This window comes from Candidatus Marinarcus aquaticus (assembly GCF_004116335.1).
In the GTDB taxonomy this organism is placed as follows: domain Bacteria; phylum Campylobacterota; class Campylobacteria; order Campylobacterales; family Arcobacteraceae; genus Marinarcus; species Marinarcus aquaticus.
Genome location: NZ_PDKN01000010.1, coordinates 13,873 through 34,700, shown reverse-complemented (window position 1 = coordinate 34,700; position 20,828 = coordinate 13,873). Strand labels below are relative to the sequence as shown.

Genomic DNA, 20,828 nt, shown 5'->3' with positions numbered 1-20,828 from the left:
AAAAATAAAGTTAAAATAATATATCTTTCTAGTAAGACAATTTTAAGAGAAACTTTGTTATCTTTCCAGCAAGATAAAGGAGCGCAATTGAAAAAAATATATTTTATTTTTTTAACTCCCCTTTTTATGTGGGGGCATACATTAAACGAATTATTGGATTTATCACTGCAAAATAGAATGGTAAACGCTTACCAATACAACTTAGAAGCTTTGCAATATGAATATAAAGGAGTCAAAAGCAGTTACTACCCAAGTGTGGATGTAGGTGCCAGTTACTCATCAACCAATAAAGAGACGGCTTCAGTACCTGACAAAGGTTCTCAAGCATATGGGAAAGTGAGCTTGACACTTTTTGATGGAGGAAAAAGAGAGAATACCTTTTTTAAATATCAAAGTGACATCAAGAGTTCAGAACAGACTTTAAATTCCGTCAAAAACCAAATTGCCTTGGATGTGGTAACATACTACTACAACTATCTCTCCTTGTTAGCTCAACAAGAGGCCAAACAAAAAGAGATTGAACAACTTCAAGCACAATACAAACGACTGGAAAAATTCTTTGAAGTAGGCAGTACAACAGAAGATGAACTGCAAAAAATTATTTCACGTGTGCAAAGTTCCAATGTTGACCTACATGAAATTGAGTTACAACTTGAAACCATCACACATAATTTGGAGTATATTACAGGTCAACCTGTTAAGATTGAAGCCGGAGCCGTTTTAGAAGCACCTAAGAACAATCTCACAATGAATCGTGCGGATATCAAAGCGTTGGAGTATGATGTAGAAGCATCAGACAATGCTGCAGATATTGAAAAAGGGGATTATTTCCCAACGATCACTCTTAATGACACCTACACATACTATGATTTGAAGTATGAAAACAGTGCTTATGAGAGCTCTATAGATGAACAAAATGTTTTTTCAGTTAACTTAACATGGAACATCTTCTCATTTGGTGAAACAATGAATAAAACAGAATCCAAATACAAAAAATATTTGAGTCTGAAATCTCAATATGAGTATGAAAAGAACAGAGCAAATGTTGATTTACAGCTGGCAAATCGAGCATATGAAATTGCAAAAATGAAAATTAAATCGGCTCAAGCAGGTTTAGAAGCTGCTCAAACGGCTTATGAAGTGATTAAATCAAAATTCCAAAATGGATTAATTGATAATGTAGCTTATTTAGAAGCATTAACAGAGAAGTATGACGCTATTAGTACTTTAAAAGCTGCCAAGTATGATTTAGAAGTAAAAAAAGCAACCATTTTTTATCACAGTGGAGAAAATTTAAAGGATTATGTACAATGATAACACAGAAGAAGTGCCTTTTAGTAGGTTCAAAATTATTAATTACAACCACACTTATTTTAGGGTTCACTGCATGCAGCGATGAACAAAAAAAACCGCAAAATGCAACAGCACAAAATGCTGGACTGCCTGTACAGGTTTTCAGTGTCAAAAATGAAAAGGTGACAACAACAAAAAGTTACCCAGCTTTAATCAAACCTTTTGAAGAAGCAGATGTGAATGCCCGAGTGCAAGGTATCTTAAAGAAAAAACATTTTAAAGAGGGTGAATTCGTTCACAAAGGCCAACTGCTTTATACCATTGAGCAAGATACATACAAAGCCAATTTAGACCAAGCACAAGCCAATTATAACAAAGCCAATAAAGATTATAAAAGAGCCCAAGCCCTTTTAGAGAGTAAAGCCATCAGTGTACAAGATTATGATGCGTATGTTTATACCTATGAAGATGCCAAAGCGAAACTCACTCAAGCAAAAATTGAGTACGGGTATACCACTGTCACCTCTCCTATTGATGGAATTGCAGGTATTAAAAAGAGTGATATTGGAGATTTAGTTGGAAGCAATGATGATAATTCTCTGCTTATAACCATTACAGCCATTGATCCTGTGCATGTTGAATTTTCATTGACTAAAGATGATATTTCAAGCTTTTTATCTCAAATTCGAGCAGGGAAAAGTGAAATTGCTATTGAAAATGGTGGTCACAAAGTGACAGGTGGAATGATTGATTATATTGCTCCAAAACTGGATTCTCAAACGGATACCTTACTTTTAAGAGCAAAGTTTGAAAACACAAATAATGAACTGATTGTAGGGAATTTCACGAAAGTAGAGATCTCCAATCTCTCTTTAGGCGATGTTTTTGTAGTTCCTGAAAATGCGGTTTTAAAAACAGCCCAAGCAAATATTGTGTATGTGATTGATGCCAACGGTATTGCCAAAGTACGACCTGTCCTCACCGGTGATTTAGTTACGAAAGGTATAGTAATCAAAGATGGTATCAAAGCCAATGAACAAATTGTTATAAGTAACCTTGCAAAACTCAGACCTGACACAAAAGTTCAAATAGTCAATAAAGCGAAACAGCTATGATATCTTCATTTTTTATTAAAAGACCTGTTTTTGCAGGAGTTTTATCGATTGTTATCTTTTTAACGGGGCTGATTGCCATGTTCAATCTTCCCATTGAACAGTATCCAAGAGTATTGCCTCCACAAATTATTGTAAGTGCCTCTTACCCAGGAGCAAGTGCCGATACGATTGCTAAGACTGTTGCAGCACCCCTTGAAGAACAAATCAATGGTGCTAAAAACATGCTTTACATGAACTCAGTTGCAGAAGACAGTGGACGATTAAGTATCAACATCTTCTTTGAAGTAGGAACCGACCCTGATTCAGCGAAGATTGATGTCAATAACCGTGTTCAAGCAGCGTTGGCAAAAATGCCTGAACAAGTCCAACGATTGGGTGTTGTGGTAGGGGAGAGAAGTCCAAGTATTTTGCAGTTTATTATGCTTCAATCACCCAACAATACCTATGACAGCATCTATTTATCAAACTATGCCTTACTCAATATGGTTGAGTCATTAAAACGTGTAAAAGGTGTCGGGGATGCTCGAATTTTTGGTGCTAAAGATTATTCTATTCGAATTTGGATGGACCCGTTAAAACTCTCTAAATATGAATTAGCTACGACGGATGTTATCACAGCGATTCAAGAGCAAAATAACCAATACGCTGCAGGTAAAATTGCAGCTGAACCCATTGCTAATAAGCAAATGTATACGTATACCATTCAAACACCTAAACGACTCGAAGACCCTAAACAGTTTGGTGATATTGTCATTCGAGCCAATGAAGATGGAAGTAGCCTAAAACTCAAAGACATTGCCAATATCGACTTAGGAGCAGGTGATTACAGTATGCAAACACGACTGAATAACGCAGCATCTATTCCCATTGGTATTTTTTTACAAAGTGGTGCGAATGCACTAGATACCGCCAATGCCATTTCAGAAGCTTTAAAGGAAGCACAAAAAAACTTCCCTGAAGATATGACATACAGTATTCCATACGACAGTACAAAGTTTATTTCAGCGTCCATTGAAGAAGTGGTTAAAACATTCGTTGAAGCCTTGATTTTAGTAATTTTAATCATCTTCTTGTTTTTACAAAGTTGGCGAGCAACCATTATCCCATTTATTGCTGTACCAATATCAATTGTGGGTGCCTTTGCAGGTATGTATGCCTTAGGATTCAGTATCAACTTACTGACGCTGTTTGGTCTGGTTCTGGCCATTGGAATCGTTGTAGATGATGCCATTATTGTTATTGAGAACATCGAACGTCACATGGAAGAGGGGCACAAACCCAAAGAAGCAGCCTTTATTGCCATGCGTGAAGTTACAGGTGCCTTAATTGCAATTATCTTAGTTCTTGGAGCCATTTTCATTCCGGTTGCTTTTATGGGAGGTCTCTCTGGTGAGATGTATCGACAGTTTGCTATTACCATTGTTATCTCTGTGTTGATTTCAGGATTTGTAGCATTAACACTGACCCCGGCTCTTTGTGTAAAGATTTTAAAAAACAAAAAACATGAACCCAAAGGATTTTTCAAATGGTTCAATGAAATGTTTGCAAAAGCAACACAAGGGTACTCCTATTTGGTTAAAAAAACCATACGCTTCTCTTTAATCTCTGTGTTGCTTTATGCGGGCTTATTGTTTATTTCATACGATATGTTCAAATCGATGAAAACAGGGCTTTTGCCTGATGAAGACCAAGGGACGATTTTCATCTTTGGATTTAACCCTCCGGGATACTCTTTATCAAAGTCATTGGAGCTTTCTGAAGAGATCAATGCCATCATTGAAAAAGATCCAAACGTAGCAAATATTATTACGCTTGCAGGTTATGACTTTACAACCTCAGCTCAAAGAACGCACACGGTTGCAACAATTATTAAACTTAAAGATTGGGATGAGCGACCCAATCCAGAACAAGAGGCACAAGCACTGTTGCAAAAGTTCAGTAAACAACTCATGGGTACGAGTGAAGGGTTCTCTTTTGCCGTTGTACCACCACCTATTATGGGGATGAGTGTTACGGGTGGATTTGATATGTATGTACAAGACCGTACAGGTGGAAGCATTGAAGATTTAGGTAATGTGGTGAATAAGGTTTTGGAAAAGGCTCGAACAAGACCAGAACTTGTGGGTGTCAGAACAGCACTTTCTGCCACCATTCCACAGTTTAAAGTGGATGTAGACATTGAAAAAGCCAAAGCAAAAGGGGTAAGTATCAATGATATTTACAGCACCATTAATGCCACTTTTGGAAGTTACTATGTCAATGACTTCTCACTGTATGGAAGAACCTATCGAGTAAACCTACAAGCAACCGATGAGTACCGAAACAATATTGATGATTTTCAAAAAGTGTTTGTACGTTCAAGCAATGGAGAGTTACTCCCTATTAACTCATTTATTACCTATAAAAAAGTGGTGGGGGCAGATATTATTGAAAGGTTTAACCTTTTTCAAGCAGCAAAAGTCTCTGGACAACCAGCTCCGGGATACAGTTCAGGGGATGCACTGAATGCCATTGAAGAGGTTGCCAATGAAATTTTACCTGAAGGGTATACCATCAGTTGGACAGGTACGGCATATCAAGAGAAACAAATTGGTGGAAGTTCAGCACAAGCGTTTATTTTTGGGGTTGTATTCCTATTCTTAATTCTGTGTGCCCTCTATGAGAGATGGTTGCTCCCAATCTCCGTTGTTTTAGCCGTACCATTTGCAATCTTTGGGGCAATTTTAGCAACGAACTTACGAAGCTTAGATAACAACATCTACTTCCAAATTGGACTGCTTGTGCTTGCTGGACTTGCTGCTAAAAATGCCATTTTGATTGTCGAGTTTGCTCTGCAAAAACGAAAAGAAGGGTTTAACTTAGTGGATGCAGCATTAGAAGCAGCAAAAGTGAGACTTCGTCCAATTATTATGACCTCATTGGCATTTACCGTTGGGGTTTTACCACTTGCAATTAGTAGTGGTGCAGGTGCTGCAAGTAAGCACTCAATTGGTACTGGTGTTATTGGAGGAATGTTAACGGCAACCTTTATTGCCATTTTATTCATTCCACTCTTTTATATCTTAATCTCAAAGTTGAGTAAAGAGAAATCTGAATAACCATGTCACCAATCGTAGACAAAGCTAAAAAACGACAGGCCATTGCCCTGTCGTGTCTACCTCTTATTTTAAAACACAATCTTACTGATATATCCATCTCAAGACTTGCCCAAGCAGCCAATATAGGCAAAGGTACCATCTATGAATACTTCACTTGCAAAGAGGACATTGTAGTGGAACTGATGTATATTTTACAAGAACAATACATGCAAGATGTACTTGTGCGTATAGAAAAGCAAGCCACTTTCAAAGAGAAACTCAAAATATTTTTTTTATCACTTTATGAAGATAAATATGAACATTACCGACTGGTTCTAAAAATATTTATTGGTATCTCATACTACAAAACAAACTCCGAGTTGATTGCATTTCAAGAGCGTTGGTATGAAAAAAACACAGAGCATCTTCAAACAATTTTAGACAATGCCATACATACAGAAAAACTAAAAAGTAAAAGTTCTCATTTAATCAATGGTATTTTAAATACATATGTGGGATTTTTACTCTCTTCTTTGAGTAAAGAGTGCTGTGAGATACAAAAAGAGGTCAATGAGTACATCGACACCCTTTTTGAGTTTATTTGTAAGCAGTAAGTTAATTGATTTGGTGATTAAACTCTGGGACTATCTCTTTTAATTTTGAGAGTTTATCTTTTGTATTAATGAGTTCAAAAATATCATGATTGAGTTTTGAAATTTCATATGGAGTATCACCTGCAACAGTAATAGACTCATACTGTGTGGTTTTATCACTGTCATTTATAAGAAGTTCCTCATAGAGTTTTTCTCCTGGTCTTAATCCAGAAAACTCAATTTGAACCTCATCTTTACCACTGAGTTCAATCATTTTTTTAGCCAAATCCACAATTTTAATGGGTGAACCCATATCTAAAATAAAGATTTCTCCACCTTTTGCAATACTGGCTGCTTGAAGTACCAATTCACAGGCTTCTGGTATGAGCATAAAGTATCGTGTGATATCAGGATGCGTTACTGTAATAGGACCACCTGATGCAATTTGTGCTTTAAATTTAGGAATAACACTTCCACTGCTTCCTAATACATTACCAAATCGCACAGCCACAATTTCTGTATGACAAGCATCAACATTTTGTGCATACAGCTCACAAATACGTTTGGTCGTACCCATTACATTTGTGGGTCTAACTGCTTTATCTGTAGAGATAAGTACAAACTTTTGTACCTTATGCTTAATAGCACAATCAATACTATTTTTAGTTCCAATGATATTATTTAAAATGGCTTCCGTGATATTGTCTTCAACCAAAGGCACATGTTTATAAGCTGCAGCATGAATAACAATATCAGGTTTAAACTTTTCAAAGGTCTTATCAAGTAACTCTTTATTGACTACTGATTGCATGACCAGTTTGGGTTTATATGCACATAACTCTTCTGCAATAGAGTAGAGATTGTACTCGCTGTGATCAAGCAGAATTAACTCTTTTGCTTCATATGAAGCACACTGTCTGCAAATTTCACTGCCAATACTTCCACCTGCACCTGTGATAAGTACCTTTTTGTCTTTAATAAAGGATTGAATCAAACTCTTATCTAAATCTTTAGGATGTCGTGCTAATAGATCTTCTACAGAGATATCTTTTAATTGTGTTGTAAACTCTTTATCTCGTAAAATTTCATCTAAAGAAGGAAGAATTTTAACATTTTTAAAATGAGGGCTCAGCTTTTCATAGATGTATTGAACTCGTCGTTTACTGGCACTGGGAATAGCGACAATGAGTAAATCAAACTTTTCACTACCCATGTATTTTTTCAAACGACTTCTTGAGACAATACGCACACCATCAATACTTCTTTTTTGTAAAATTTTACTGTCATCTACAAAATATTTTACTTTGTATTCACTGTTACGGAATTCATTTTCAAGTTTTGTTCCTGCTTGTCCTGCACCATAAATCACAACTGTTTTCGTTTTACTCACACGAGAGCGATTTACAAAATAGTGATACGCATACATAAAAAAAGTGATTGCTAAAAGATAAAATGCAAACTCACTGGCTAAAAGTGCAAAACGCACTTTTCCATATAGAAATGGTAAGTAAACAATAAATGCAGCCAAATAAACCACACACTTGATTAAAAAGGTGCGTTGGGTTACTTTACTCCAACTGAGACTATAATCTTTAAATATAAGAACAGAAGCTATGATTCGTAAGGAGATAACAAATCCTACAACACTCCAAATAATCTCTTGATGAAAGATAAAAAATGTCCATGTAAATGTGATGGTTGTAAGAAAAATAATAACAAGAAAATTAAGTATTCGTTTATCGACTTTAAACACTAGCTGAATGCCTTTTTTGAATCTATGAACTTCATTATACTAAAAAGTAATAAAAATATCACTGTTATACTAACGCGTAATGCCTATAATCAAAAATAGAACTATCCAGCCCAAATATTTAAGCATTAAATATCTATCAATAGGTTTTACTTCAATATTTTGTGTCTTTGTTGCTATCATAGCTGTGATAATAACCATAAAAAGTGGTAACTCAAATGTACCATACAACATACCACCAGCCATAAATACAAGCACGGCAGTAGTCATTATTATTAATATATCTTTTTTCTCTCTGGTTGTATTTTTATAACTATAAATTATATAGATTAAATAAATAAAACTTAATGAACCAAATATTCCTATTTGCATCGGAATTTGTACATACAAGTTATGCGGTTTTGAAATTTCGCGTAATCTTTTTTCTTCTTCGGGTATTCTTTTTCTCAATTCATCCATATGGTCACCTGTTCCCACTCCAAATATAGGATTCTCTTTAATCACTTCCATTGAATACAAAGTTAAGCCTATTCTCTGTGCCGTTGAACCATTCTCATAAAATTTTTTAGAGGTCATACCTTTTTCAAAATTATCTATTGCTCTATCCACTCTAAGATTAACTGTCGTTGAAAAAGAATATAACAAAAAGCATGCAATAAAAAATAGAAAAAGTGATATTACAAGATATTTAATATTTTCTTTATACGTAAGAAGAACTGTTATTACAATTACTCCTATTAGTGTCATATACCCTGTTCTACTTGCTATAAATGACATGTTAATCAATGCTATCAAAATCATTGAAGTTGCAATGACTTTATTCCATACAAAATTATCTTTAATATTTAATATGTAATAAAATAGAAAGGCTATTACTAAAGCTATACCAACACCATGTTCTCCATGAGATAGAAATGGTGCTGGACTATATGCAAATGTCTTCCAAATTTCATATTTACCAATTGACAATTCATATGGAAATATTCCTAGATGTACCAAATAAGAAAAACTGATAGAAACAAACATTCCTAGAATACAAGCAGCTATAATTCTCTTCACAAACCTTATATCGAGAAAAGAGAGGAATATTAATGGAAAAAGTAAATATTTGACACGATCCATATGATCGTTCCCATACTCAATATTATCAGTATATAACATACCAAATGCATTTATAGCATAAAACAATAAACATGCTTGAACAATCTTATTTGAAAAAACTTCTTTTGTATATTTAATATAATCACGTCGATATAAAAAAAGCACTAATATTACAAAAAAAAGTGAACTTTTTGCATTATTATTAATGGAAATTAAAAATGTATACAACACTAAAAGATGGTTTAACCAAAGAGTAATTTTATTCTGGACTATTTGAGAAGGGGTTTTTAATATTTCTATCATTGTATCTTACATTAATTAAATGGTTTTTTGAAATCAACAAAACGCATTGTACAAAATAATACCAAAATTACAAATATGAAAGAAATTAATATATTTGATATTAGATAGACTACACTAAATATACATATATTAATAATAATTGAGTAATTTGTAACCTTATAATGGCTCCATCCAGCTTGTGTAAGCCTTTGATATGCATGTTTTTTATGAGCTTGACTTAGCTTCTCTTTATTCAATTTTCTCCTTATTAATGTAATAGTTGCATCAAACCAAAAAAGAGAAAAAAGTGTAATCCACAACCAAAAGTTATTCGGTTCATTATTGGCATAATATAAGGTAAAAATTGCTACGTTGTATCCAAGAAGTGTACTTCCAACATCACCCATAAAAATTTTTGCCTTGTTCCAATTCCAAAACAAAAATCCTAAAACAGAAACACCTAGTACTAAAAAATGTGCATCAGCAAATAAAATAAACCCAGCAAGTGATAAAAAGACAAATTCACTTCCAACATATCCATTAATGCCATCAATAAAATTTGTAAGGTTTATAAACCAAACAATAAGAAAAAAAGCAAAAACATTTGTAACAATAGAATTTGAAATATCGAACAAACCAAAAGTTAAAGTTTCAAAACCACCTAAAAAAGAAAGCCCAAAGATTGCAACCAAAGCTTGTACAGTCAGCCTTATCTTTGGACTCAATTCATATAAATCATCAAAAAAGCTTATTATACTTATAATACACCCTACTAATAAAGCGTAAAAAAGATTACTTTCTATTTCATAATTAAGATATAAATAAAATAAACCTATAAACCAAGTAACTGCAATAGCAATACCTCCAACATGAGGTGTTGGAACAGTATGAGAACTTCGTTCATTTACTTGTGCCATCAAAGATTTTTTTATAGCATAATATTTTATAAAAAATGTAAGCGTAAAAGATATAAGTAAAAAAATAATATAAATCATAAACTATCCATAATAGACTTTAATTTTTTTTGAAGTTTTTCTTGAAGAAAATTTTGATTAACAAATTTTTGACCATTATTTGAAAAATTTTCATATATCTTATTATCGTCTTTAAACTTCAAAATAACATCTCTCAATTTTTCTTCATTATCACACTCTATAACTATTCCACTATTTGATAAAGAAACCAAGTCATTTGATATATTAGTTGCATTAATAATTGGTTTATTACACCATAAATATTCAACTAATTTAACTGATCCAATACCATACTTATAAAGTTCTATATTAGGATTTCCAATATACAGAATATTTGATTGCGATAAAATATACATAGCCTTTCTTTTTTCTAACATTCCGAAAAACTTTATATTATTCATAGAATTCTTATTTACGTATACTTTTAATTCATCAAGTTGTGGCCCGCTACCAACCATAATAAAATAAAGATCAGCTCTATCTTTTAATAAATGCGCAGCTTTTACAAGGTTCATTACACTGTTAGAGTGCCCTATACTACCAACATAGCCTACAATAAACTTATCTCTAGGTAAATCTAAATCGAATTTTTCTATTTGAAATGGTATAAAAGGTTGAGGGAAATATTCTATAGTTTTATTTTTATAACCACTTTTTTCTACAAACTCTTTTAAGTTATCCAGTGGAGTTATTATTAAATCACTATGTTTATATGCTTGGAGTTGTAGATATCTAAATAAGATTATTAAAGGATTATATTTACTAACTCCATTTATACTTTGTAAAGTTAAAGGCCAAATATCTCTCTCTTCAAAAAGAAACTTACATTGAAAATATTTTTTTATTTTTATCCCATTATAGATACTAAAAGGGTGAGGTGAAGATACCCAAACAAAATCAGGTCTCTCTGTAAAACTTTTATAAATTTTATTTAACTTTTTTGAAAACTCATATATATTTCTAACTCTTTTGAATCCATTTCCTTCATATTCTTGAGTTTTAATCCAAATGTATTTTATATTATCATGTTTTTCTTCTTTATATATATTCTCTACCTCAACCCTCTTTACTTTTAAATGATTAAAAGATGATGTAAATACAATTACTTTATATCCTAAATCATTAAGCATTTTTGCGATAGTGTGTTGTCTAGTGTGAAAACCATATTCAAAAGGAAATGCATAATGATTAATCAGCCAAATAACTTTTTTAGACATTTATTTCTCTTCTATAGCATCTAAATATTTAACACTCAATGTTCCATCTTCATTTTCAAACGCGGTATCAGGTAAAGTATAATTTGGATTCCATTTTTTTCTATCTTCTAATGTATACTCTGTCTTTACAATAACATAATTTCCTTCTTTACCAAGTATAGTATTCTCATATAATGTTACTTTTCCAATATCAGTCATTAGTGCATATTGGGGTTTAGCTCTTCCACTAATTTCACCTTTCGTTGTAAGCTTTTTAATGAGTTCTATACCTTTTTGAACTGTTGTTCTAAACCCATTCGTACCTTTCATAGGAACTGCATGGAAGAAGTAATGTGGTGTAACTCCTAAATATCTTAATTTATCATATAGCTCAATTAATGTGTCAACATTGTCATTTACATCTTTAAGTAAGACATTTTGACTATAAATTCTACAACCACTTTTTTGCAAATCATTTAAAACTTCTATTGTCTTTTCCTGTATTTCAAAAGGATGATTGATTTGACAGGCAATTTCAAAAACAAACCTCTCTCTCATAGAATTGAAAAATACAAATAATTCTTCATTTATTTTATAAGGATCATGGACTGGTAATCTTGTTCCTATTCGTACAAACTTAATATTTGGAGCATGTATTGCCAGTTCAGAAATCAAAGTTTTTAATTTTTTAAATGAAATTAAAGGATCCCCTCCTGTTATTAAGACTTCTTTTAGATTTTCATCATTGCCACAATATATTGCTATATCTTCCATATCTTTATTAGTTAATGCAAAACTTTCATAATATCCTCTTAAACAATATACACACTCAGCTGCACAACTTGATAGCAGATCAATTACAACTGTTCTTTTATATAGTCTCTCTAATCCTTTAGGTAGACCTTCTCCCATTTCTGCTTCATAATGCCTTCTATTAACTAAATATTTATCTTCAATCTCTGGCATTTTAAAATATTGATTATAAATACCTTTATACTCTGAAGAATTTACACCATGATTCTTTTCTGCTAATTCCAATAAATCTTTAATATATCTACTTGTTTTAGGTTTTTGATTTTTTGTAATTTTTTCTAATAATCCTGCCATTTTAATTCCTACTTAATTTTCTTTGGTGTTGTTAACATTTCATCTAAATGTGTATTTGGAGTAAATATTGTTTCTATTTTATTGTAAACTGTACTATTATTTTCTACTGACTTTGTCAATATTGTTCCTGCACCAATAAAACAATTATCACCTATATTAGCTTTTTTATTAACTACAGTAACACCCATACCTATAAAACAATTTTTACCAATTTTTGCTCCACCAATTGCTTTAAATCCTGTAGTTATCATTGTACCTTCACCTATTACTTGATTATGTCCAATTTGTACTAAATCATCAATTTTAACTGAATGTTCAATAATAGTACTCCCTAATGCTGGTTTTTCAATAGTACAGCATGACCCAATAATTACATTATCATCTATTCTTATCTCACCTAGTTGTGGTATATGTATCACTTCATTTTCAGATTTGACAAAACCAAAACCTTCTGAACCAATTATTGTATTATCTTTAATAATAACATTATTTCCTATTGTTACATTGCTTCGTATAACTACATTATTTCCTATAATTACATTTGAGCCTATTTTTGTCTTTGGAGCGATTACAACATTTTTATTTATTTTAACGTTATATCCAAATTCAACAGCAGGAAAGTTATCAGAAACTTTAGAAACAATTTCAAAATTTGAGTAATTTGTTTCTGTAACTACATAATTATTTACAAAGTCAAAAAAAGAAAACTTTGGGTTTTCACATACAATAAAAGATAATTTACTATTTTCTACTACTGTATCTGCAGTACAAAAAACCAGACACTTTTCTGTGATACTTACTAATTTGTCTTTAAATTTAGGATAACATACTGTAATACTTCCTGTTTCTTGTTCTCCTAAACTTTTAATTGAATTGACAACAATATCCTCACCAATTAATTTTCCTGAAACTATTTTAGCAATTTCTGATGCTTCAAATTCAAACTCTTTTAATAAATACATATTTATCCTTTAACTATATTAATTAGTTTTAATTTATTTCCTAAAATCTCAAATTTATAAGTAAAGTTAACATCTACACTCACTGTTAATTCATTCCTTATCTTATAGATTAATTTATCACGAAGTGTTTTATTATCTAATTTATGTTCTTCATTACTTAACTCACAAATTAAATTAACATCAGTGATTTCATTATTATTATTTTTATGAATTTGTAATTGATACTGTCCAGATAACTCTTTAAACTCAGAGATTACACTTCTTAATTGCTCAGGAAAAAAATTAATCCCTTTGACTACAATCATATCATCACTTCTACCTATAACCTCAAAAAATATACTTTTATTTTCTTTTTTAACTATTTTAATTTTTTCTTTTGTAGAGTATCGAATTAAGGGTTGGCTTTCTTTATTGAATGAACTTATTACCAACTCTCCTTGCTCATCAATATTGGCATCTAAAATATTAATTAATCTATTATCAATATTTAACTCAACATAATAACTCTCAAAAAGTTTTTCAGAAAACTTTAACATATTTTCATCATTCGCAGATGCCATAATAGAACATATCTCACTCATACCATAGTTAGCATTATATATTCCACAATCCCATTTTTTTATTAAATTATTTCTAAATTCATTATTTTGAATGCCACCTTCAGCTCCTAAATATAATTTAAAAAGATTTAGATCTCTAGGATATTTTTTAAATTCACTATAAAACCTTTTTTCAATGATTGGCAAATAAGAAGGGGTACAATGAAGAGAAACTTTAAATGATAAACTTAAATCAAGAATGAGTTTTATAAGTTCATTTGTATTTCCTGTACCAAAATTAATAACCTGCACTCCCGTTTTCATCATCGATTGTGCATCAAAAAAACCTCCCGCCCACATTGAAAGATTTAAGCAATTAATAACAATCTCTTTATTACCAATGCTTCCCATTCCTGAATACCGAAAACAATCTGCACCAATATCAGTAATATATTCTATATCGTATTTTGAAAATGAAAGCATTAATGGTTTAGAAGTAGTTCCACTTGTTCTGTAAATCTGTTCAATCAAAATGTCATTATCTCTAAAATTTCCATAAGGTGGATACTTTACTTGGTTTTTAAGTAATTCATCTTTCGTGGTTAAAGGAAGGTCGTCAAACATTTTTATATCGTAATATTTATCACTATAAAAATCATTTTTCAACTTAATTGATTCTAAATCAAAATTTTCTTTTAAAATTAAATCACCCATCTTATTACCTCAAAACTTTCAGCATATTGTGTACCTATTTGTACTCCTCTCGTTTTTGCTAATGAAAAAATAAACTCTTCACTCATATAGTCCCTAATTCCTTGTGATTTATATTCTTTAAGTGCATCACACTTCATCTGTACATGTTTTTTGTCAAGTTTAATAAAGGATGTAGTATTGAATGTAAGATTGTTCCAAATAAGTTCATATCCTAAAATTGTAGTATTTTTAAAGGCTCTTAATCCTTCTTGCGCTATTGTACTATGGTCTTGATGTATATCATTAAGTGAGGGCATTAGAACTAAATCAGGCTTTAAATCTTGTCGATGTTTTATAAGACTTTCTAAAATTTCTTGCCTAACATAATTTAATTTTCTTACTTCATAATTATAAATTATGACATTTTCTTTTTTTATACCTAATTTAGAAGTAGCCTCAATAACTTCTTTTTTTAAAATATTTTTAGGAAATCCCTCTGGAACAGATTGCTCTGCAGTTGAAAATGCAAAATAATATACATTTGCTCCAGCTTCTACGAGTTTACTTATTGTACCACCTGCACCTAATTCTCCATCATCTGTATGTGGTGCTAAGACATATACTTCCTTAAAGTTTTGTAACATTTTTGCCTTTACTTTATTTTATATACAATAAAAGAATCATTATCATAAACATTATTATAATTCAATTCTTTTTTTATTTGACTTTTTATCATTACAATATAATCTAAATCATATTTTTGAGCAACTTTATCAAACCATAGCTTATCAAAACTATAAAAATAAGTTTGTAAGTCTTGCTCAAGATTTTTATAGTGTTGTAATCTTGGCTGAATATTATATCGTGCCTGTTCTAAGTTTACATTATATTCATTAAATTTCTTTATTCCCTCTTCATAATAATCAAAATTTTGGGTATATAGCCATGCATTGTGTGTCCATTCTCTATATGTCCCAAATGATGCACGTTGAGAATATAACCGCCATCCTGATCCTAACGAAGGATCCAATAAAAATTTTGCATCTTTTTTTGTATTATTTTTTACCCACAATTGTACTGCTTTATAATCTTTAGCATACAACTGAATATTTTCTTTCAGTAATACTCTTGAACTAAGCCAAGCATAGGATAAAAAAGAAATAAAAGAAATCATTCCCAAAAGACCGATTACTTTTAGTAATTTAAGTTTAATGATGTTACCCATAATTAAAACAATAGTAACTACAATAAACAACTTTACTAAAAAATATGTTCCAAAATAATTTTCATAATAATTTAAATCTATTAAACCTGCCCTACTATAATACACAAGAAGTATAAATGAACTTACTATTAATAACCATAACATTATAAAAAGAGTGTTATATTGCAAATTTTTTCGATTATAAAAAGAGTGATATACTATAAGCAAAATAGAAATTCCGTAGGAAAACGGGGCTTTAATTAAAAAAGGAGAGATCAATAGTACAAAAGACAAACTTCTTATAATAATGCTTTTATTTACATTAAATATATCAGAGACAAATCGATATACAATATATAGTATAGATATTTCAAGTGCCAATAAACTGGCCCTTGTTAGAGAAAGTTTAATCATAAATACACTCTCTTTTGACCAAGAGAAGTATACTCCTAGTATAGTCAAAAATATCATAGATAACCAACCAATAAAAACTTGTTTATCTATAAAGGTCAATTTCTCTTTAGCATATAAAGAATACAAAAACAATAGACTTATTGTAATAAATCCCAAAAATCTTTCATAATGATACACTCCAAAAAGACCATATTCTATTGGATACCAGTGGAAATTATTAAAAAGAGACCATTGTATAAATACTTCTTTTGATACTTTTTGAGTAACTTCTAGATAATCATTTAAAGAAATATTGAAATAGACAACTACTAAAGTTATAATAAATATTAAACTACTTAAAAATATTTGAATATACTCTTTTTTTGTAAAATGTTTAAAAGCAAATACAAAACAAGAGAAAATAAAGAATGCACCAATCACGGCATACAAAGGATGTGTTAATAAAGACAAGGATAATATAACCGCACCTAATAAAAACTTTCTTTTTAAAAATAATGCGATTGCAATTAACCGAAAAGAATCTGCAATATTGTAATATAAACCAACAAAAAAAGGATTGGCAAATCGTGATAAATCAGAATACAATGCATATCCACTGATACAAAAAAGAGCTAAAATAAAAAAAATAGTATCTTTTTTTACAGTTTGCTCATCTTTAAATAATACATTCACGATAATATAAGCTGCAATGATTTTTGAAAATATTTCAAAAAAAATCACTATTTTTTCAGCTATCAATCCATCAATATGAAGAATATCATATAAAAATATATAAATATACATAAAGAAGGAACCAACCATTGCTTCAATACCAGAAGGATAGCCTAACACATGAATATAAGATTTTCTGGTCTCAAGAAATTCAAATGGAGATGAACCCCACAGTGCATTTTTTATATCTAAATCATATGTATATTGATACCATGCAAATATTGATAATAAAAAAAGAACTATATATATTAAAATTCTAAGTTTATTATTATAAAATTCTTTTTGTTTATTCATATTTTATCAACCTTTTTTTCTTAAATCTTTATACAGTTTATTAAGCCCTGTACCATTTTTAAACGCTATAATGAGTGCATAAGGTAATACAAACAGCATATTATTTATTCGAAGACCTATTGCTAATGCCAGTGCAGAGTTAAAGTCATATCCGTATTTTATCAAAATAGTTACTACTATAGCTTCAAAAGTACCTATACCACCTGGTAATGCTGGTATAGCCAAACCGATGGCTCCACCAAGTAAAATCATAAGAATTTCTAATGAAGAAAGTTTTATTTCTCCTGCTATATTTAAAAAAACAAATATCGTCAAAGAAGAAAAAAACCATATTACAAAAGTATATATAAGACCTATAATAAATTTTTTTGTAAAAACTTGACTCTTTATATGTTGATATGTAGTATTTAAAAAGTTATTTAACTTTTTATTTAGAACTAACTTATTTAAAAGAAATAAAATATTTTTTTCAAAATAAATCACTGCTACAATCAAACATATTAAGAACATAACAATTATTAATGAGTTACCTTGAATATCCATAGCAAAAAAAGTTAAACCTGCAAGTGCTATGGAAGCTAAAACTATTAAATCTGCAAATCTTTCTAAAAATACAGCTCCAATACCTATACTAAAACCAATATTAGACTTATCTCTTATATATGTGGCTTTAATTAATTCAGAAATCCTACCAGGAACTATATAGTTTAAACCTACACTTAAAAGCATAGCGTTAAAAGCTATAGAAAACCTCAACGCTTTATCAATAAAAAACATATGCCTGAGAGTAAAGAAAATTGATGAAATAAATATTGGAATTTGAGCAAATAACAAAGCATTAATAAAATCTCGATCAAAATTATTAAAAAACAATTCTATATCAATATTTTTTATACTAAAGTAAATTAGAAATAGAACTAATATAAAGAACAATATTTTTATTAACTTCATTTCAAATTCCTATACACTAATGCACTAACCATGGAACTATCTTTGGCATTAACCATCTTAAAAATGGTTTTGGAAATTTAGAATATATATTTCTAGGCAACTTATAGCTATTATTTAAATCTATTTCTAAAGGTTTATTGAGTGTGTAATATTCATAAACTGAATAATGTTCACAACCCCATCTTGATTTAAAATATAAAAGTTTTTCATCACTATTTGGTGTTGCCCCAAAATCAACATATTGAATATTTTTATCAAAGTAATGTTTTATCATTTCATTAACTAATAATGTGTTAAGCGAATATTTATAATAATCATTGTGAGTAATTCCCCAATTATAATGTACTTTATTTTCATCTTCAATAATCACTATGGCTGATAAAATTTGATTGTTTTTTTTATAGACAAAATACTTGGCAATACCAGATTCAAACAATTTTCGGTACAAATCAAATGGTTGAAAAACCATTTTGTGTTTATCAATATATAATTCAGAAAGAGTAATGTAAAATAATTCTAGTTCATTAATATTGTTAATGATTTTAAATTCAATATCATTAGGTAATTTATTGTAAGAAGTCCTTATGTTTTGTCTAAAGTTTTTTCTTAATGAGTTAAAATAAGCTTCATATGAATTAACTTTCGAAACATCTAAAATACTATTCATATTTTGACTTACATAATGGAAATCATCATATTTTATTAAAGATTTAATTACTATATTACTGTTATTTTGAATTGAAAATTTATTCAATTGATCAAAAAACACATTTTTATTCTCTTCAGAAAAATGTGGAGTGTAATAAAAATTAAAAGGCATATTAAAGATATTACCCTTTTTCTTTTTAGATTGATAAAAAGTGGTAATATTATTTAGCTGTTCATCTTCAAAAATTTTTACTTTTTCAATTTGATAAACATCTTCTAAAATTTGTAAAAATTCTTGATTTTGATATATTTTATAATCAAACATTTTTATATTTCCTAATTACATTGTAAATATATTCTTCATCATGTTCATTTATAAAAGGCAAATTAATTACTGCATCAGACAACTGTTTTGCATCCGTATTTTCAACATACTCTTTTCCAGCATAATCTGTAAAAACACTTCCAGTAAAAATTTTCTTATTGAGTAAATATGCTTGAAATCTTTTTTTATTTTTTACTAAAACATTAAAATAGGTTGATTTTTCTTCCTCTGCATATAGTCTCAAAAAACTTAAATTTTTATATTTCTCAGTCATTCTTTGTCTTTTTCTACTTAAATGATTAAGAATTTTTCTTTCATTTAATTTGTAATTAAATAACAAAGAAAAATCATATACTGATGGGATTTTTTTGCATTCTTTAACATCAAAAATGATACTTGAATTTTCTTTTTTATCATTAATAAAAAATTTTAAAAAATTTGAATTTAATAATAGTTGTATTAAAAATAAACGGGAAAAACTACCTAGAACACTAAAAAAGTTATTTTTCAATATGCTTACCGAATCAATATTTACTTTTTTTTGATTTAAAACAATTCCTATACCTATTCCATTAGATATCATTGGCTTATAAAATGATGAACTATACATAGCTACATCAAACTTTCTTTCATCATCTTTATGTATAAAGTTAATATGGTGAGCAAAATCACCAATGAAAATTATATCCTCAGAATAAAGCCCTGAAGGGACTGCTACTTTAATACCAAAGACATCAGAAACAATCATGATTGAAATGTTATATTTCTTAATATATTTATGTATTTCGTTCCCATCTACAGTAAAATCTTTTACCGAGTAGAATAAAGGCTTATTTTTTGTTTCTTTAATAACCTCCAACAGGGAATGACAAGTATAAGTCGGTAGCAATATATAAGTTTCATTCAAATTCAATTTTTTAATTATCTCATACAACACATACCGTTGTTTTATTTTTAATATTAAGTTGCCATCTTTAGCTAAATCTTTTCCTAAGTTTTGACTATTCTTTCTATAGTTTACCAAGCTTGTTACCCATTGCCTAATAGTAAACTGGGGACCTATATATGAAATCATTTTTTAATATGTTCTCTCATAACTTTATAATAGTTTTTTGCTGGATTTCCTATCCATTTTGAACCGTTTGGAGCATCATCTATCAGATGAGAATTAGCTGCAATAACAACATTATCTCCTATTTTAACTCCTGCTTTTAAAAAACAATTTGATGATATCCAAACATTGTTTCCAATACTAGTAAGTTTACTTTTATAATTTTGATCAACAAAATACCCTTTTGAGGTAAACATGGTATGTTCATGAGTTAACAATACACAATTTGGGCCAAATCCTACATCATTTCCAATTGTAAGCCCTCCTGTACCATCTATGATAACATTGCGATTACATGCAAAATTTTTACCAATTATAATATTTCTACAATTAGTTATTGTACATCCTTGACTTATATAGCACATTCCATCAATTTTTTTTACTAAAAATTTCAAAATCCAATAACGAAGTAGCATTCCCTCATACCCAGGCCAATTTCGAACAATCCACCAAACATACTCTTCAATCAATCGTTTGAATAGTTGTTT

Annotated in this window: 17 protein-coding genes; 4 read left to right on the top strand and 13 right to left on the bottom strand. The window is 29.9% G+C overall.

The features are described from left to right. Positions 1–87 precede the first annotated feature (87 nt). From CRV04_RS11630 to CRV04_RS11615, 4 genes are read left to right on the top strand one after another with little or no spacing between them, the layout of a single operon-like run. Positions 88–1,314, top strand: coding sequence for a TolC family protein (locus tag CRV04_RS11630; RefSeq protein ID WP_128997025.1), 1,227 nt, complete (start codon positions 88–90; stop codon positions 1,312–1,314). Beyond that, positions 1,311–2,408, top strand: a complete 1,098-nt coding sequence (locus tag CRV04_RS11625) for an efflux RND transporter periplasmic adaptor subunit (RefSeq protein WP_128997024.1) — start codon at positions 1,311–1,313, stop codon at positions 2,406–2,408. The genes CRV04_RS11630 and CRV04_RS11625 overlap by 4 nt, the downstream gene beginning before the upstream one ends. Further along, positions 2,405–5,506, top strand: coding sequence for an efflux RND transporter permease subunit (locus CRV04_RS11620; protein ID WP_128997023.1), 3,102 nt, complete (start codon positions 2,405–2,407; stop codon positions 5,504–5,506). Before CRV04_RS11625 ends, CRV04_RS11620 begins: the two co-directional genes overlap by 4 nt. A gap of 2 nt (positions 5,507–5,508) precedes the next feature. Continuing rightward, on the top strand, positions 5,509–6,099 hold the full coding sequence (locus CRV04_RS11615) for a TetR/AcrR family transcriptional regulator (protein WP_128997022.1): 591 nt from the start codon (positions 5,509–5,511) through the stop codon (positions 6,097–6,099). A gap of 1 nt (position 6,100) precedes the next feature. On the opposite strand, the gene CRV04_RS11610 is transcribed toward CRV04_RS11615, so the two are convergent. The 13 genes from CRV04_RS11610 to CRV04_RS11550 form a co-directional block, all read right to left on the bottom strand. Continuing rightward, positions 6,101–7,831, bottom strand: a complete 1,731-nt coding sequence (locus CRV04_RS11610; RefSeq protein WP_128997021.1) for a polysaccharide biosynthesis protein — start codon at positions 7,829–7,831, stop codon at positions 6,101–6,103. 69 nt (positions 7,832–7,900) lie between these two features. Beyond that, entirely contained in the window at positions 7,901–9,232 is a 1,332-nt protein-coding gene (locus CRV04_RS11605; RefSeq protein ID WP_128997020.1) for an O-antigen ligase family protein, read from the bottom strand. Positions 9,233–9,243: 11 nt separating this feature from the next. Next, positions 9,244–10,206, bottom strand: a complete 963-nt coding sequence (locus CRV04_RS11600) for an MraY family glycosyltransferase (RefSeq protein ID WP_128997019.1) — start codon at positions 10,204–10,206, stop codon at positions 9,244–9,246. Next, positions 10,203–11,402 (bottom strand): glycosyltransferase family 4 protein, encoded by a 1,200-nt coding sequence (locus CRV04_RS11595; protein WP_128997018.1) that lies wholly within the window; start codon positions 11,400–11,402, stop codon positions 10,203–10,205. The genes CRV04_RS11600 and CRV04_RS11595 overlap by 4 nt, the downstream gene beginning before the upstream one ends. Beyond that, complete coding sequence (locus tag CRV04_RS11590) at positions 11,403–12,488, bottom strand: hypothetical protein (protein WP_128997017.1); 1,086 nt, start codon at positions 12,486–12,488, stop codon at positions 11,403–11,405. Between the two features lie 8 nt (positions 12,489–12,496). Beyond that, positions 12,497–13,450, bottom strand: a complete 954-nt coding sequence (locus tag CRV04_RS11585; RefSeq protein ID WP_128997016.1) for a DapH/DapD/GlmU-related protein — start codon at positions 13,448–13,450, stop codon at positions 12,497–12,499. A gap of 2 nt (positions 13,451–13,452) precedes the next feature. After that, complete coding sequence (locus tag CRV04_RS11580) at positions 13,453–14,703, bottom strand: phenylacetate--CoA ligase family protein (protein ID WP_128997015.1); 1,251 nt, start codon at positions 14,701–14,703, stop codon at positions 13,453–13,455. Further along, entirely contained in the window at positions 14,691–15,326 is a 636-nt protein-coding gene (locus CRV04_RS11575) for a PIG-L deacetylase family protein (protein ID WP_128997014.1), read from the bottom strand. Before CRV04_RS11575 ends, CRV04_RS11580 begins: the two co-directional genes overlap by 13 nt. A gap of 8 nt (positions 15,327–15,334) precedes the next feature. Beyond that, a complete protein-coding gene (locus CRV04_RS11570; protein WP_128997013.1) occupies positions 15,335–17,305 on the bottom strand; it encodes a DUF6798 domain-containing protein in 1,971 nt (656 codons plus the stop codon). 6 nt (positions 17,306–17,311) lie between these two features. After that, the gene (locus CRV04_RS11565; RefSeq protein WP_128997012.1) at positions 17,312–18,256 is read right to left on the bottom strand and encodes a lysylphosphatidylglycerol synthase transmembrane domain-containing protein; all 945 of its coding nucleotides are present in this window, start codon (positions 18,254–18,256) and stop codon (positions 17,312–17,314) included. Positions 18,257–18,272: 16 nt separating this feature from the next. Continuing rightward, positions 18,273–19,229, bottom strand: a complete 957-nt coding sequence (locus CRV04_RS11560; RefSeq protein ID WP_128997011.1) for a GNAT family N-acetyltransferase — start codon at positions 19,227–19,229, stop codon at positions 18,273–18,275. Continuing rightward, complete coding sequence (locus tag CRV04_RS11555) at positions 19,222–20,253, bottom strand: hypothetical protein (RefSeq protein WP_228126549.1); 1,032 nt, start codon at positions 20,251–20,253, stop codon at positions 19,222–19,224. The genes CRV04_RS11560 and CRV04_RS11555 overlap by 8 nt, the downstream gene beginning before the upstream one ends. A gap of 47 nt (positions 20,254–20,300) precedes the next feature. Then, positions 20,301–20,810: an acyltransferase gene (locus tag CRV04_RS11550; protein WP_164969163.1), complete on the bottom strand. Its 510-nt coding sequence runs from the start codon at positions 20,808–20,810 to the stop codon at positions 20,301–20,303. Positions 20,811–20,828: the final 18 nt, after the last annotated feature.